At 67.5% G+C, this 15,207-nt stretch carries 12 protein-coding genes; 5 read left to right on the top strand and 7 right to left on the bottom strand.

All coding sequences use genetic code 11. The features are described 5' to 3' along the window. Nucleotides 1–39 precede the first annotated feature (39 nt). The 7 genes from R2J76_RS06880 to R2J76_RS06850 form a co-directional block, all read right to left on the bottom strand. A complete protein-coding gene (locus tag R2J76_RS06880) occupies nt 40–273 on the bottom strand; it encodes a thioredoxin family protein (protein ID WP_316415081.1) in 234 nt (77 codons plus the stop codon). Nucleotides 274–283: 10 nt separating this feature from the next. Beyond that, nucleotides 284–1,357, bottom strand: a complete 1,074-nt coding sequence (locus R2J76_RS06875; RefSeq protein ID WP_316415080.1) for a permease — start codon at nt 1,355–1,357, stop codon at nt 284–286. Beyond that, on the bottom strand, nt 1,350–1,733 hold the full coding sequence (locus tag R2J76_RS06870; protein ID WP_316415078.1) for an ArsR/SmtB family transcription factor: 384 nt from the start codon (nt 1,731–1,733) through the stop codon (nt 1,350–1,352). Before R2J76_RS06870 ends, R2J76_RS06875 begins: the two co-directional genes overlap by 8 nt. A gap of 227 nt (nt 1,734–1,960) precedes the next feature. Continuing rightward, nucleotides 1,961–2,431, bottom strand: coding sequence for a thioredoxin family protein (locus R2J76_RS06865; protein ID WP_316415077.1), 471 nt, complete (start codon nt 2,429–2,431; stop codon nt 1,961–1,963). Nucleotides 2,432–2,507: 76 nt separating this feature from the next. After that, nucleotides 2,508–4,232, bottom strand: a complete 1,725-nt coding sequence (locus R2J76_RS06860; RefSeq protein WP_316415076.1) for a protein-disulfide reductase DsbD family protein — start codon at nt 4,230–4,232, stop codon at nt 2,508–2,510. Nucleotides 4,233–4,341: 109 nt separating this feature from the next. Beyond that, nucleotides 4,342–7,395, bottom strand: a complete 3,054-nt coding sequence (locus R2J76_RS06855) for a sensor histidine kinase (RefSeq protein ID WP_316415075.1) — start codon at nt 7,393–7,395, stop codon at nt 4,342–4,344. 12 nt (nt 7,396–7,407) lie between these two features. After that, on the bottom strand, nt 7,408–8,103 hold the full coding sequence (locus R2J76_RS06850) for a response regulator transcription factor (RefSeq protein WP_316415074.1): 696 nt from the start codon (nt 8,101–8,103) through the stop codon (nt 7,408–7,410). A gap of 272 nt (nt 8,104–8,375) precedes the next feature. Between R2J76_RS06850 and R2J76_RS06845 the strand changes: the two genes are divergently transcribed. The 5 genes from R2J76_RS06845 (at nt 8,376) to R2J76_RS06825 (ending at nt 15,173) form a co-directional block, all read left to right on the top strand. Continuing rightward, nucleotides 8,376–9,167, top strand: a complete 792-nt coding sequence (locus R2J76_RS06845) for a hypothetical protein (RefSeq protein ID WP_316415073.1) — start codon at nt 8,376–8,378, stop codon at nt 9,165–9,167. A 28-nt stretch (nt 9,168–9,195) separates the two neighbouring features. Then, nucleotides 9,196–12,372 (top strand): TonB-dependent receptor, encoded by a 3,177-nt coding sequence (locus R2J76_RS06840; RefSeq protein ID WP_316415072.1) that lies wholly within the window; start codon nt 9,196–9,198, stop codon nt 12,370–12,372. A gap of 13 nt (nt 12,373–12,385) precedes the next feature. Beyond that, a complete protein-coding gene (locus tag R2J76_RS06835; RefSeq protein ID WP_316415071.1) occupies nt 12,386–12,988 on the top strand; it encodes a hypothetical protein in 603 nt (200 codons plus the stop codon). 27 nt (nt 12,989–13,015) lie between these two features. Beyond that, nucleotides 13,016–14,233, top strand: coding sequence for a carcinine hydrolase/isopenicillin-N N-acyltransferase family protein (locus tag R2J76_RS06830; RefSeq protein ID WP_316415070.1), 1,218 nt, complete (start codon nt 13,016–13,018; stop codon nt 14,231–14,233). Nucleotides 14,234–14,438: 205 nt separating this feature from the next. Next, nucleotides 14,439–15,173: a BON domain-containing protein gene (locus R2J76_RS06825; RefSeq protein WP_316415069.1), complete on the top strand. Its 735-nt coding sequence runs from the start codon at nt 14,439–14,441 to the stop codon at nt 15,171–15,173. Nucleotides 15,174–15,207: the final 34 nt, after the last annotated feature.

Here is a 15,207-nt window from a genome sequence, read left to right as displayed (position 1 = left end):
CCTTTGGGGATGGAATGATGTGAACGATAGGGATGCGGTTCAGCCCTGGAGCAGGCCAAGGATCTCCGCCGAGGTGGCCACCTTGCCCTGGAACTTGAGCTGGCCGTCGAGGGCCAGGGCCGGGGTGCTGAGGATTCCCCGGGCGGCCATGACCGCGTAGTCGGAAACCTTGACCACCTGGTGATCGCCGCCAGCCTGTTCCACGGCGGCCTTGGCGTGCTTGACCAGGGTTTCGCATTTGGCGCACCCGGGACCGAAGACCTCGATGAGCATGTCGGACTCCTTAAAGAATGGCGTTGAAGAGATAACCCACCAGGACGATGCCCAGGGCCACCACCGCCACGAACGCGCCGATCAGGCGCGGGCGCATCACCCGGCGCAGGATCACGATTTCCGGCAGGGAGAGGCCGATGACGGCCATCATGAAGGCCAGGGTGGAACCCAAGGCCGCCCCCTTGCCCAGGAGGGCTTCCACGATGGGCATCACACCTGCGGCGTTGGAATACAGGGGCACGCCGATCAGCACGGCCAGGGGCACGCTGTACCAGGCCTGTTTGCCCAGCAAACCAGCCATGAAGGCCTCGGGCACGAACCCATGGATGAAGGCGCCCACGCTGATGCCCGCCAGGATGTAAGGCCAGACCTTCCCCACGATGTCCCGCACCCCCTGGACGGCCTGATCGATCCGGCTGGAGAGGGTGAGGCGTTCCTCCCCAGACTCACCCAGAGCCGGGGCGCCCAGGGCGTCCTGGACCCACCCCTCGAGGTGGCGCTCCATTCGCAGCCGCCCCAGGATCAGCCCTGCGGAAAAGGCGATAGCCACGCCGGTCCCCGCATAGAGGAGGGCGATCTTCCACCCGAACATGGCGAACAGCATTCCGAGGGCCACCTCGTTGACCATGGGGGCGGCCACCAGGAAGCTGAAGGTCACCCCCAGCGGGACCCCCGCCCGCAGGAAGCCGATGAAGAGCGGCACCGCCGAGCAGGAGCAGAAGGGTGTGACGATGCCGAACAGCGAGGCCATGGCGTTGCCCAGGCCCGCGTTCCGTCTGGAAAGCGCGTCCCGCACCCGGGACGGGCTCACGAAGGTCTGGAGGAAGGTGACGACGAAAACGATGAGGGCGAGGAGGAGCAGTACCTTGGGCACATCGTAAAGGAAAAAGGCCACCGCCTCCCCCAGGTGCGATCCGGGTGCCAGGCCAAACAGGTGGAAGGCGACCCATCCCGCCAGGCGCTGGATGACGCTGTAGGCCAGGGCCCAGAGGGGGAGGGCGAGGAACAACCAGCCCCCCCGGCGGAACCATCCGGCCCTCCCGGGGGCGGGCACGGGGTTTTCGCAGCACCGGACCTCAGCCATGGGAGGCCTCCGCGGCCGCAGAAAGGTGTTTCCGGCAGACTTCCTGGACCGGCATTCCCTTGACTTCGGCGATCCGGGCGCGATCCCGGCTGATTTCGGGGAGCGCCTCTACTTCAACCAAAAGACTGGCCAGCAGGAGCGTTGGAGGGTTCGGAAGCGACACGAAAACCCATCGCCCCTCCTTGCGCTCCGCCACGAACCCCGCCCGGCGCAACTCCCGCAGGGCCTCCGACACCGAGGAGGCGGGTACGGACAGCGCCTCCGCCACCTGGCACACGCAGAGTTCGCCTGACCCCAGCAACCCGAGCACCCGCATCCGCAAGGGATGCGAGACCGCCTTCAGCCGTTCCACCAGCGATCTGAGATCGTCCGTCATGCCCCGCGTCCTTTCCAAGCAGCCCTGAGGGCCAGGGACCGTCATGACAATCATATACAATTCGGAAATTATCGAAACTAAATTTTGATCTCGGTTTCCGGCTTCCCCAGGACGGTCATGGCCAGCCGAAAGGAACTTGCGCTCCGACCCACCTCTGGGTCAGCCCTGCGGAAACCGGGATGAACGCCGATCGATGGGATGAACGGGGACCCGCTCAACCGGGACCATCAGGATTTCGGCGCCATCAGCTCCGCCAGGTAGGCTTCCGGGGCTTTGCCCTTGGGGTAGCCGCTCTTTCGGGCCTTCTCCTTCCCGTCCGGGCCCAGGACCAGCATCGTGGGGAAAAGCTTGACCCCGAACTGCTCCTTGATCCGCATGAGCCGGGCGAGGCCGGGCTGGGCCTTGATCTTCTCCTCGGAACGCCCGGACATCGGCGGATAGTCGAGCATCACCAGCACCTTGTCCTTCGCGAAATCAGCGAAGGCCCGGGAAGGCAGGAGCTCCGCGTGGAGGACCTTGCAGAAGGGGCACCAGGCGGAACCGGTGAAGTAGACCACCACGTCCTTCTTCTCCTTGGCGGCGAGGGCCTTTCCGGCGTCCAGGTCCGTACCCCAGGCGAGCCCGCTGGCAGGGGGATTGGCGCTTGCGGCCAAGCAAGGGAGCAGCAGCAGGCAGGTCGGAACGGAAACGTTGATCATGGTGCCTCCTTTGGGAAAGGGCGGGATGGATTCCTAGGTTGTTCATGATTCCACGGGACCGGGAATCGCGATGGGTTCAGCCCCTGTTCAGGAAGCCGAGCATTCCTTCCGGTTTGTGGAAACCCAGGAGCCTGCGCACTTCCCTTCCCTCCCCGTCCATGAGGATCACGGTGGGGTAGCTCTGGACCCGGAGGGCGGACGCGAGATCCTTCCGCTTGCCGTCGGTGTCCAGACGGACGGCAACCGCATTGCGGGCGATCCAGCCCTTCACCGCCGGGTCCGGCCAGGTTTCCTCGTCCAGTTCCTTGCACTGGGCGCACCACTCGGCGTAGATGTCCACCAGCACCAGCTTCCCTTCCGCCTTGGCCTTGCGGAGCGCGCCTTCGTAGTCCTGCACCATCCAGCCGGCGTGCGCATCCTGGACCGGCGGGGCGGCGGAGCTCCGGGGCAGCAGGTCCACCTGGAGGGCCGCCTCCAGGGACCGCAGGCCCAGCAGCAGGCCGCAGGCCAGCAGAAGCAGCGCCAGGGCCTTGCGCACCTGGGCGAGGAACCCGCCGGCGGGCTCGAACGCGCCCAGGGTCGCCGCGCCGACCAGGGTCACCAGGCTCCCCGCCGCCAGGTTCGCCCACCCGGGCACCAGGAGCCGGAGGTTCCAGGCCGCGAAGGCCAGCACCACCAACCCCATGACGCGCTTGAAGCGGGTCAGCCACTCGCCGCTCCGGGGCAGGCCCGCGGCGAAGGTGCCCACCACCAGGAAGAGCACCCCCATGCCCAGGGCGAAGACGAACAGCTGCAGCCCGCCCAGGAGTACATCCCCCTTCTGGGCGATCGCCACCAGCACGGCGCCCACGATCGGCCCCACGCAGGGCGCCGAGAGGGGTCCCAGCACCATGCCCATGACGAAGGCCCCGCCGAAGCCCTTCCGGGCGCCGCCCCCCTGGAGCCGGCCGGCAAGGCTCTGCGGAAGGGCGATCTCGAAGGCGCCGAAAAGCGACAGGGCGAAGGCCGTGAACAGGACCGACACGGGGATCAGGAAGGCGGGTTTCTGGGCGAAGGCGCCGAAGGCCGCCCCGCTCCGGGCGGCGAGGACGCCCAGCACCGAGTAGGTGAGGCCCATGCCCAGCACCAGCATGGCGGAAAGGGCGAGGCCGCGGGCCCTGCCCCCGCCCTTGGCGCCGATGATGGCCAGGGTGATGGGGATCATCGGATAGACGCAGGGCGTGAGGCTCGCGCCCATGCCGGCCAGGAACACCAGCATCAGGGTCCAGGGAAGGCCCGGGCCGGAGGGCTCCCGGGGAACCGCCGCCCCGGGGACCGCCTCGACCTTCGGCGCGGCCACGGCCCGGGGGGGTTCCGGGGCCGCCGCGGATTCCGTTGCCGCCGCGGCGGCCGGGGATTCCGGAATATCGGAGGCCTTCACGAGGAGCGTCCGGGTGGTGGGCGGGTAACAGGCGCCGCCTTCCCCCTCGAGACAGGGCTGGTAGGTGACCGCCAGGGCCACGGGCCCCTTCAGCCCCTCGCCGGTGATGGGAATCCTCACGGACCCGTGCCAGATGGCTTCCCCCAGATCGTCCTTCCCGTCGGGAGGGGTCATGCGGCCCAGGTGGATCCGGCCCCCCTTGGATTGCAGTTCCACCTGCATGAAGCTCTGCTTCAGGTGGGAGCCCGGAGGGGCGGTCACCGTGACCACGCCCTTGGCGAGCCCCACCGCCACGCTCTTTTCCGGATCGAAGTCCGCGGGCTGCGCCAGGGCCGCGGCCTGGACGAGGAGCATCAGGAACAGGGCTTTCAGCGGGCGCATGGGTTCTCCGGCGGGTTCCGTGGGGGGGAGGCCCCAGGGCTTGCCCTCGATGGGAAGAGTCGGGTGGAGGATCTTCAACCAAGGTAGGGGCCGGTGGAATTAATTTGGATTAAATCTTCCAGCGGAGGCGGAAGGTGGAGCCCTGGCCCGGGGCGCTTTCCAGCTCGATTTCGCCCGCCATGGCCTCGACGATCGCCTTCACGATGCTCAGGCCCAGGCCGGTGCTGCTTTCCCCTGCCGTGGGCCGCGCGGACAGCCGTGTATAGCGGCCGAACACCTTGCCCAGGTCCTCGTCGTTGAAGCCGGGGCCCTCGTCCCGGATCTCGATCACGCCCGGTGCGAGGACCGCCCGGACCCTGCGCACGGGAGGCCCGGGGGGGGTGAACTTGACGGCGTTGGAGACCAGGTTGTCCAGGACCTCCCGGAGGTAGAAGGGGTCGGCCCGGAGCGGCGGCAGCCCGGCCCCGGGCTCGATTTCGAACCGGATGCCCTTGGCGGCCGCTTTCGGGGCGTACATGTGGAACACCGATTCCACCAGGGGCAGAGGCTCGACCCATTCCATCTGGAGCCCCATCCCCCCCGCCTCGAGGTGGGACAGGTCCAGGAGATGCTGGATCATTTCCTGCAGCTGGAGGGAGATGCGCTGGATGGCGGCCGACCCCTCCTCCAGCTCCTTCACATCGGTTTCGCCCGCCAGCATTTCGGCGTGGAGCTGGATGGTGTGCAGGGGATTCCGGAGATCGTGGGCGACGATGCCCAGCATGTGGGTCTTGTCCTCGTTGCTCTGGGACAGGCGGAGATTGGCCCGCTCCAGGGTCTCGGCCTTGCTGCGGATCTCGGCGGTGGCTTCGTCCACCTTCTCCTGGAGGGCCGCGTTCCTGCGCTTGAGCAGCCGGAAGCGCAGGGCGAGGACGCCGGCCACCAGCCCCGTCGCGAGGGCCCACGCCAGGGCCCTCACCCCCGGGCGCTCCCACCACGCGGGCAGCACCTGGAAGACCAGGGCCGCCGGGGGCCCCCAGTCCCCCCAGGGGCGCCGGCTCCTCACCATGAAGGTATAGGCTCCGGGGGGCAGGCTCGGGTAGCGGGCGCTCCGCCCCTGCAGGGGCTGCCATTCCTTCTCGAGGCCCAGGAGGCGCACTTCGTGCTCCGCGTTGGCCGCGTTCAGGAAGGTCAGCGCCGACACCTGGAAATCCAGCGTGTTCTGGTCCCTCGGCAGCGTCAGCCGCGAGGAGGGGTCGAAGGCCACGGGATTGCCGGAGGCGAACAGCTCCCGGATGAGGCTGCGCGGGGGGGGCAGCGCCGGAACCGAGGTGGGCGTGCGGAAATGGCTCAGGCCCGTGTTGCTGCCGATCCACACGGATCCATCCGCTTCCCCCAGGAAGGAGAGCGCGTCGCAATCGTCGCCGGCAAGGCCGTTGCCGGTGGTGAAGGAATCCAGATGGTCCCCGTCCAGCACCGAGGCGCCGGTCCCGGTGCCCAGCCACAGCCGCTCGCGGGAATCCACGCCGAGCAGGTACACGTGGTCCCCGGCGAGTCCCGTGCCCTTGTCCAGGTGCCTGTCCACCTCCAGGCGGCCCCCCGTGATCCGCAGGAGGGAGGCGCCCAGCGCTTCCCGGTAGGCCACCGCGATGCGCCCATCGGGCAATGCGGCGAGCTGGTACAGGGCATCGTCCCGGAGGCCATCCGCCAGGGTGTACCGCCGCCAGGCGGCGCCGTCGAACACCGCCAGCCCATATTCCCCCGCCACCCATACCCGGCCGGCGGAATCCTGGACGATCCCGAACATGTTCTCGTTGGGGGTTCCCCGGGGCACCTGGACCTCCTCGAAGCGCCAGGAGCGGCCCGACCGGAAGGCCCGGCAGAGCCCACCTTCCTGCTGGGTGAGCCAGAGGCCGCCGCGCCGGTCCGCGAGGATGTCATTGACGCCCTTGCCCCGGAAGCCGGAGCCGGGCCCGAAGGCCTCCAGCTTCCGGGTCGCCGGATCCAGGCGGAGGGGGGGACCTTCCCGCTGCCCGATCCACAACGCCCCATCCGGTCCGGTGGAAAGGCAACGGGTGTCCTTCCCCCGGGTTCCGGGGAGCAGGTCCCACCCCCGGGCGGTGGCCCGGCTCACCCCTTTCTGGGTGGCCACCCACAGGGCGCCGTCCCCGCTGCGGTGGATGCCCCACATGAGGTCGCAGGGGAGGCCGTCCCTGGACGCGTAGACCTCGAAGGTTCCCCCGCCCAGGGCGCGGGAAAGGTGGCGGCTGCCGATCCAGGTGGAGCCTTCCTGGTCCACGAGGGAACAGTAGGGGGAGTCGGCCTTGATGACGCGTTCGACGCCCCGGGAGCCATCGCCCCGCAGGAGGTGGATCCCTTCGTCGGAATTCACCAGGACCTCGCCCGAAGGCCCCACATGCAGGGAAGGGTTCCGGGCCGGGGGAAGGGGCCAGGCGGGATTCCGGAACCGGGAACTCCGGGGGGAGAGGAAGGAAAGGGCCTGGGTGGTCCTCACCCAAAGGTTGCCCGACCGGTCCACGGCCAGGGCCAGGAGGTCGGTGGCCTTGAAGCCGGCCCCCCGCCCATAGGAGACCCGGAGGCCGCCCAGGGAGAGGGCGTGGATCTCCTGGCATCCGCTGGCCCACACCAGGCCGCTTTCCGCGGCGGCCGCGACCGCGAGGGCGGGTCCGCCGGGCCAGGACGGCACGGGCGCAAAGGTCCGCCCGTCGGGGCTGTGGAACAGGCCCTCCGAGGTGGCCACCCAGATCCCGCCATCCCCGCCCTGGGCGATGCCCTTGAAGCCGGTGCGGGGCAGGCCCTGGCCCGGGCCGAGGTATTCGAAGCCGTCCCCGCTCCGGCGCGCCAGGCCCTTGCGGCGGGTCCCCACCCACAGGGTGCCGTCGCGCCCCACCAGGAGCGCGGCGATGCTCGCGGCGGGGAGCCCCTCCCGGAGGCCGAAGCACCGGAAGCGCACGCCGTCGAACTGGTAGAGTCCGCTCAGGGTGCCGACCCATAGGAAGCCTTCGTGGTCCTGCGCCAGGGCCACGGCGTTCAGGCTCGTGAGCCCGTCCTTGGGCCCGTAGACCTGGAAGGGGGTCCGCCCGGGGGGAACCGGGCGCGGCGAGGCTGCCCATCCCCAATCCAGGACGAGACCCATGACCAGGAGAAGGAGGCGCAGACGCATGGGCGTTCCCGGTCAGCGCCGGGGAATCCGGACGGGGCTCACCCAGCAGTAGCCCTCGCTTCCGCAGGTCTGGATCCAGCCGGGATCGTTGCTCCGGCAGATCTTCTTGCGCAGGCTGAACACGTGCACGTCGACGGTGCGCTCGGAGGGGTGGGTGCCCTCCGCCCAGGCCAGGCGGATCAGATCCGGGCGGGAAAGGGCGTGGCCGGCATGCGTGAGCAGGGCCTCCACGATGTTGTACTCGGCGTGGGTCAACCCCAGCGAGGATCCGTCCCGCTTCATCTCCCGCTTCATGCGATCGAATTCGAAGGGGCCGGAGTGGAGGGCGTCGGGTTCCTTGTGCCGGGTCGTTCGCCGAAGGATGGCCTGGATGCGGGCCAGCAGTTCCTCTCCGCTGAACGGCTTCACGAGGTAATCGTCGGCCCCCAGGCGGAAGCCATCCAGGCGCTTCCGCTCCTGCCGTTCCGCCGTGAGGATGAGCACGGCCACTTCATCCCGGGGCCGGAGGGCCTGGAGCACCTCGAAGCCGCCCATGGCCGGCATCATGAGGTCCAGGATGATGAGGTCCGCCGGCTGGGCGCGGTGGATCTCGAGCCCCTGGGCCCCGTTCTCCGCCACGGTCGCGCCGAGGCCGGCCCTGCGGAGGATCTTGACCAGGACGTTCCGCACCTCCGGGTCATCATCCACGATCAGGATCCGATGCATCATGCTGCTTCCTTCTCCGGGCGGATACCCATGGAAACAAGTGGCTTAAGCAACAGGGCCAGGAGGGTCGGCGGGCCCATCGCGCTGCCGGGAGAATTAATCCGATTTAATCGAACCGGTACCTATTCTTGACTAAATACTACACGACCCACAGCAACCGATCCACAACCCTGGCGAATCCGCGCACCCCCCGCACCTGAGCCGTGGAGCGCGTCTCCAGACCTTCGTTCGGCCCGCGCCGACAGGCCCGCTTTCTCTTTCCCATGGGAGGTTCCATGTCCAAACGCATTGTCCAGGCCGGTCTTCTCCTGCTGTCCATCCTGGGCGCCGGAGGCCGCCTCGCCGCCCAGGAATCCGCCCTGTCCAACTTCGAGGTCAAGCTCCGGGGCGGCTTCACCCAGGGCAATCTCTACACGGACCTGGGAACCCAGGCCATGATGGGCGTCGCCCTGGGCACCTCCGTGCCCTTGGCCCGGGGGCGGCTGGTCCTGGACCTGGGCTTCGAGTACTTCCCGGGCAAGGATTTCGACCGGATGCCCACCTCCGGCACCTTCTATTGCAACCCCGCCGCGCCTTCCACGACCTACAACGGCCAGCCCGTGCGCATCGCCATCAATTCCGGCGCCTACGGCTCGGCCGACATGCGCAAGAACCGCTTCCAGGGCTTCAATCTCCGGGCCGGCTACCGGGACAGGCTCGCCGCCTCCTGGGATTGGCAGGCCGGCCTCGCGCTGGACGACTACACGGCCACTGAAGAGGTTTCCGGCACCCTGTATCCCATCACCAATGCCACGGCCCTCACCGGCATCGCCAATCCCGCCGCGGGGGGAAAGCCCTACTACGAGAGCCTCTCGGTCACCAACCAGAAGACGAAGCTGGGCCTGGGCGCCTTCGCCGGCGTGACCACCCGGCTCACCGATGAAATCCGCCTGGAGTTCAATGTGCGGTCCGTGAGCTATACCCGCCTCACGTACCAGCCCTTCACCTACACCGGCCAGGCGCCGGCCACCCTCCAGACGACTCGCCGGGGATTCACGTTCGAACTGAGTCTCGGAATGAGCCTTTAACCCGCGGAACGGCAGAGGAGGAATGAAGATGCGCATTTCAAACCGATTCACGACCCTGGCCATGCTCCTGGCGACCTCGGCCCTGGGGGCCCAGGAGGTGACCTCCACCATCACGGGCCACGTCACCGACGACAAGAACGCGCCCATCGCCGGGGCCGCGGTCCGCATCACCGGCGCGTCCCTCATGGGCGAGCGGGTGATCAAGACCGGGGCCGACGGCTCGTACCGCGCCTCCCTGCTGCCCGGCGGCAACTACGTGATCACCGTCTGGGCCGACGGCTACATCGGCAAGAAGATCGAATTGCGGATCGCGGCCGGCGGCACCATCAAGCAGGACGCGAAGCTCAACTCCCAGGCGGGGGCCCAGAAGGTCCAGGGGGCCACCGTGGAGGTGGTGGGCACCTCCACGACCCAGAAGGACAAGACCGAAACCGGCATGCAGACCTCCTTCAGCCAGGAGACCATCGCCACCCTCACGGGCGCCGATCCCTACGGCGTGCTGACCCTGGCGCCGGGCGTCGCCGGCACGGACATGACCCACATCTCCATCCGGGGCGGCGGCCAGCAAGGGGTCAACTACATGGTGGACGGCATGGCGGCCTATGACGGCCTCACCTCCGGCGGCCGGCTGGACATGTTCACCCTCAGCGACCTCATCGAGAGCACCGCCGTGGTGCAGTCCCCCCTCAACGCCAAGACGGGCAACACGTCCTCGGGCCTGGTCTCCCAGGTGACCCGGCGCGGCTCCAACGAATTCAAGGGCTCCATCCGGGCCAAGCTCTCCAAGGGCGGGGACGTGGCCGGCGGATCCTTCGTCAACGGCTCCTGGGTGGCCAACGACACCCCCCTCAACAACCGCCTCGGGGTCCCCAACGCCACCAACCATCCGGCCTACGTGGACAGCCTGAACCGCACGTATGAGATCACGATCTCGGGTCCCATCATCCCCAACCGGCTGACCTTCACCTACGGCACCCGGCTGACGCCCGACGTGCTCTCCTCCGCCACGGCCACCCAGGTGACGGCCAATGGCGGGGGCTACGTGCCCTTCGGCGGCGTGAACTACCGGGCCGAGACCTACCAGGAGGGCGGGACGCGGTACTTCACCTCCGGCAGCACGTTCAACCAGTACTCCCTCTTCTACCAGATCAACGAGAACCACCAGGTGGAGTACAAGTATTCCGAGGTCAACAAGACCCAGGCCGCCACCACCGTCGGATCCAATCCCCAGACGGGCGTTTCCGGCAACGACCGGTTCTTCCAGCAGCTGTACGGCCTTTCCTACCACGGCCTCCTCGGCAACAACCAGATCATCGAGATCCGCTACGGCGTCAACCGCTCCGATTCGCTGTACTTCGCGGGCCCCAATTCCCCGATCACCCTCTATTCGGGCTCCGCCAGCAACACGAACCTGATCTCGATGTACAACCAGGGAAAGACCTACGTTCTGGACGGGGGCACCGCCGACACGGCCCCCGATAGCCGGAAGATCCGCAGCATCCTGGTCAACTACAACGCCTTCAAGGACTGGCACGGCCAGCACATCATCGATGCGGGCTTCGAGAGGCAGGAGCCCATCTGGGGCACGCCCAGCCGCGGCCCCAGCTACCCGACCCGGTACTACATTCCCGGCCAGATCGCCTCCTCGGTGGGAGGGGCCTATGGCGGCCAGTTCATCGTCTTCAATAGGGCGGCCACGGCCGCCAACCTGGGGGGGTCGGGCAACGTGAACGTGGCCCTGGTCCCGCGCATGCAGGTCCTCGAAGGCCTGGAATCCGCCACGGTCAGGAGTCCCAACGACAGCTTCTACATCAACGATCTGTGGACCCTGAACAACCACTGGTCGGTCATGGCGGGCCTCCGCTACGACCACCTGAAGATCGTCGATCCCGAAAGCGTGAAGGCCGACGCCAAGACGCTTTCGCCCCGCTTCGAGGTGAAGTACGACCTCCTGGGCAACCAGACCCGCGTCCTCAATTTCTCCTTCGGGCAGTTCCGGGGGCTGGTCAATGGCCGGAGCTACCGCAATTTCGTGGTGACCCGCCTGGAGCAGGCCACCCAGAAATACTGGATCGGCACCGCCCCCACCGGCAACCCCAATTCCCCCTACCTGGTCGACTACGCCGCCATCCACAACGCGGCCAACTACGAGGCCCAGGGCAGCACCTTCGTGAACCACCAGTCCTTCCGCATCGACCCCGGCTTCAAGCCGGAACTGAACACAGAGATGACCCTCGGCTACCGCCGCAACCTCATCCAGGGCGGCTGGTGGAGCCTGACCCTGATCCAGCGCAAGTACACGGACCTGGGCTACACCGAACCGGATATCTCCAAGACCATCCAGATATACAACGTGATGGATCCCTCCATCACCCAGCAGAGCTACCTGCGCACCCTGAAGAACGATCCGGACGGATTCAAGATGTTCCGGAGCGTGGAGTACGAATTCCAGGTGCCCCTCTCCCCGAGCCTGACCCTGGGAGGCAATTACACCTGGGCCCGGACCGTCGGGAACAACCTCTGGAACGACGATAACGGCTCGGCCTCCAACCAGGGCTACACCAACGCCGGCGACTTCCGGGAATCCTACCGGGCCATGGGCTACACGGACAGCCAATTCCGTCCCACGGGCGTCCTGCCCAACTCCGTGGAGCACTCGGCGAGGCTGCAGATCAGCTACGCCATGACCCGGGGCAAGTGGTCCTCCAACATCGCCCTTCAGGGGGCCTACGCCTCGGGCTTCCACGAAAGCCTCATCTCGAAGGTGACGACCAGTCCCTCCGGCGCCTCCATCGGGGTCTCCATGGTGCCCGGCCTCACGAGCAGCGCCGATATCCCGACCATCGTCCCCATCTACACCAACGGCCGGGGGCGGTACACCGCCCCCGACACCTACAACTGGAACCTGCAGTACAACGTCAAAGTGGCGCTCATGAACAAGGTGGAGCTGGAGACCCAGATCCGCGTCAACAACGTCTTCAACCACCTCTACCAGTCCACGGTGACGGGGCGCAGCAGCACCTACTACTACGGCAACTCGCTGAGCAACACCACCAACAGCAACACCGGATCCGTGGTCAACCAGACCTATGCGGACATCTACAACGGATACCGCATGGATGGCAGCCAGGCGAAGACCTGGGGCACGGCCAGCTATGGGACCGGAGCGCGCTACGTGACGGCCGACGTCATTCTTCGCTTCTAGGCAGGGGGAAAACATGAACATGGAAAAGCTCGTCACCGCGGCCCTGCTGGGTCTGGCGGCCTTCCTCCCGGCCCGGGTCTTCGGCCAGGACACCACGCATCTCCAGATCAAGGCGGGCCTCGCGCTCACGTCCATGGGCCAGCTCCACGGCATGACCGGCAAGGCCAGCGCCCCCAGCTTCGAAGGGGCCTGCTACCTGCCCAACGCCGGGAATCTCGGGCTGGACCTCGTGCCCTACGTGGGCACCTTCCGCATCAGCGGCGCGGATTCCACGGCCACGGGACCGGAATACTACACGGTCAGCGCCTGGCGCTTCGGCCTGGACATGGTCTGGTACCGGGGGAAGATCGCGGGGACCCCCGTGGCCTTCCGCACCGGGCCGGCCCTGCACAGCTTCATCGGCCAGAGCACGCTCAGCCAGACCAATTCCCTGACCAACAAGCAATGGAAGCTCGGGTGGCGGGCCGGGTTCGATGTGGCGATCACCTCCACCTGGTTCGCCAGCCTGGAACTCACCGCTTCCGAATGGCGCTCGGAGTCCAGCCAGGCGAAGAAGCAGAACATCAACCCCAACAACCCCGTCTATGCAGGCATCATGGTCGGCTACCGGCTCTAGCCACCTGGGTCAATGGAGATACATCCCATGAAACCGTTCGCATTCCCCTTGAGGATCACGCTGGCCCTGGCGCTGGGAGCCCTTACCCTCCTCGCCCAGGGGGACCAGGACTGCACCGCCGCCGTGATCTCGCCCGCGGCCTCGGAAAACCATCGCCCGCTCATCTGGAAGAACCGGGACACGAAGGAATTGTCCAACCGCGTGGTGTACGTCCAGGAGGCGCCCCACAGCTACATCGCCGTCGTGGACAAGGATGAACCCTCCGGCCACATCGTCTGGGCCGGCGTGAACACCGCGGGCTTCGCGATCATGAACACCGCCTCCTACAATTTACAGAAGCGGGACGGGCTGGTCGGCGACGGCGGCAACCAGGAGGGCGTGATCATGGCGCTCGCCCTCCGGAAATGCGCCACCGTCGAGGATTTCGAGGCCCTCCTGAACGCGGAGAAGGGCCCGGGACTGAACGTGACCGCCAATTTCGGCGTGCTCGACGCCGCCGGCAAGGCCTTCATCTATGAGGCCAACAGCAAGGGATTCAAGAAGTTCGATACCAGCGAAGCCCCCGGAAGCTACATGGTGCTCACGAACTTCTCCCGGAGCGGCAAGGAGAATGCCGGCGCCGGCTACCTGCGCTTCGAACGCGCCACGGAACTGGCCCGGCAGGTACCTGCCGGCAAGCTCTCCCCGCGCATGATCTTCAGGGATTTCGCCCGGGACACCGGCCACGTGTTCCTCCACACGCCGATCCATTCCCAGTTCCGGGAAGGGCCCGCGGCGCCTGAACGGTGGATCCACAACAAGTTCACCATCAACCGCTGGGACACCGCCTGCACCGTCGTCCTGGTGGGAAAGGACCCCGGGGACCCCGCCTCCCGGGCCATGATGTGGATCCTCCCGGGAGAACCGATGACGGCCGTCGGCCTTCCCCTGTGGCCCGACGCGGGAATCACCCCCGAGCCCTTCTGGAAGGGGGAGAAGGAGGCCCCCCTGTGGGCCCAGACGATGCGCATCAAGCGCATCGAGCGCCCCTTCTACGGCATCCCCGAAAAGCAGGAATACATGAACATCTCCAAGGTCGACAACCGGGAAGGCACGGGATTCCTGCCCAGGCTCCTGGCCGCGGAAAAGGACATCTTCGACCGCACCGATCAGTTCCTCCGGAAGCCCCGCACCCCGGCCGAACTCGCCGCCTTCCAGAACGAAATGGCCGGCCGGGCGATGGAGGCCCTGGAGTCCGTCCGCTAGGATCCCGGCTACGAAATCGTACGGGTCCCGGACGTCGGCCCCGGATCGTTGCTGCGGGCGGAGCCCGCAGCAACGGAAAGCCTCCACCTTCGCCGAGGAGGCCGAGGGTTGGACGCACTGCGTCGACAGGACCAAGGCTAGCCTGAACCAATGGCGCGGCGCCGGCACAGAGACAGTGCCGGCGCGTCCGGATCCAGGAGCAGCCATGCCCAAGATTCCCTTGCACACCCTGATGCTCGTCCCCGCGATCCTCGGGGCATCGCATCCCGCCTCCGATGCCCGGATCGCCGCCGCGATCCGCAACTCGTACAACTTCCGCGTCCACCTCAAGGGCGACGCCATCGACGTGTCCTCCAGCGGGGGGGAGGTCCGCCTCGCGGGCACGGTGGCCAACGAATTCCACCGGACCCTCGCGGAAGAGACCGTCCAGGACTTCCCCGGGGTGAAATCCGTGGACAACAAGCTGGTCGTGGCGGCCGATGCGTCCGGCACCGCCCCCGACCTGTGGCTGGCCACCAAGGTGAAGACGGCCCTGCGCTACCACCGCAACGTCGATGAAACCACCGTCCAGGTCACGGCCCACGAGGGCGTGGTCACCCTCTCGGGCCAGACCGGCAGCGCGGCCCAGAAGGGCCTGGCCCAGGATCTCGCGGCCAACGTGGACGGGGTCCGGGAGGTGAAGAACAACCTGCGGGTGGGCCCTCCGCCCAAGACCCTGGCCGAGAAGGTGGACGACGCCTCCGTCACCGCCCAGGTGAAGGCGGTGCTCCTGGCCCACCGGGGCACCCGCGTCCTGGCCACCCACGTGAAGACCGACCGGGGCGTCGTCACCGTGCGGGGCGAGGCCCGGAACGCCTCGGAGAAGGCCCTGGTGGAACGGCTCACGGCCGACATCAAGGGCGTGCGGCGCGTGAGGAACCTGATGACCGTCACCCCCTGACCCGGACCCGCGGGCCGGCTCCGGCCGGCCCGCG

The organism is Mesoterricola silvestris, assembly GCF_030295405.1.
In the GTDB taxonomy this organism is placed as follows: Bacteria; Acidobacteriota; Holophagae; order Holophagales; family Holophagaceae; genus Mesoterricola; species Mesoterricola silvestris.
Note: the sequence above shows the minus strand (reverse complement) of the source record. Positions and strands in the feature narration are given on the sequence as shown.

What these genes read in the sequence shown, in the direction of transcription:
- R2J76_RS06855 (WP_316415075.1), bottom strand. Translation starts at nt 7,395, where the DNA reads ATGCGTCTGCGCCTCCTTCTCCTGGTCATGGGTCTCGTCCTGGATTGG.
- R2J76_RS06880 (WP_316415081.1), bottom strand. Translation starts at nt 273, where the DNA reads ATGCTCATCGAGGTCTTCGGTCCCGGGTGCGCCAAATGCGAAACCCTG.
- R2J76_RS06840 (WP_316415072.1), top strand. Translation starts at nt 9,196, where the DNA reads ATGCGCATTTCAAACCGATTCACGACCCTGGCCATGCTCCTGGCGACC.
- R2J76_RS06875 (WP_316415080.1), bottom strand. Translation starts at nt 1,357, where the DNA reads ATGGCTGAGGTCCGGTGCTGCGAAAACCCCGTGCCCGCCCCCGGGAGG.
- R2J76_RS06865 (WP_316415077.1), bottom strand. Translation starts at nt 2,431, where the DNA reads ATGATCAACGTTTCCGTTCCGACCTGCCTGCTGCTGCTCCCTTGCTTG.
- R2J76_RS06825 (WP_316415069.1), top strand. Translation starts at nt 14,439, where the DNA reads ATGCCCAAGATTCCCTTGCACACCCTGATGCTCGTCCCCGCGATCCTC.
- R2J76_RS06860 (WP_316415076.1), bottom strand. Translation starts at nt 4,232, where the DNA reads ATGCGCCCGCTGAAAGCCCTGTTCCTGATGCTCCTCGTCCAGGCCGCG.
- R2J76_RS06830 (WP_316415070.1), top strand. Translation starts at nt 13,016, where the DNA reads ATGAAACCGTTCGCATTCCCCTTGAGGATCACGCTGGCCCTGGCGCTG.
- R2J76_RS06870 (WP_316415078.1), bottom strand. Translation starts at nt 1,733, where the DNA reads ATGACGGACGATCTCAGATCGCTGGTGGAACGGCTGAAGGCGGTCTCG.
- R2J76_RS06850 (WP_316415074.1), bottom strand. Translation starts at nt 8,103, where the DNA reads ATGATGCATCGGATCCTGATCGTGGATGATGACCCGGAGGTGCGGAAC.
- R2J76_RS06845 (WP_316415073.1), top strand. Translation starts at nt 8,376, where the DNA reads ATGTCCAAACGCATTGTCCAGGCCGGTCTTCTCCTGCTGTCCATCCTG.
- R2J76_RS06835 (WP_316415071.1), top strand. Translation starts at nt 12,386, where the DNA reads ATGAACATGGAAAAGCTCGTCACCGCGGCCCTGCTGGGTCTGGCGGCC.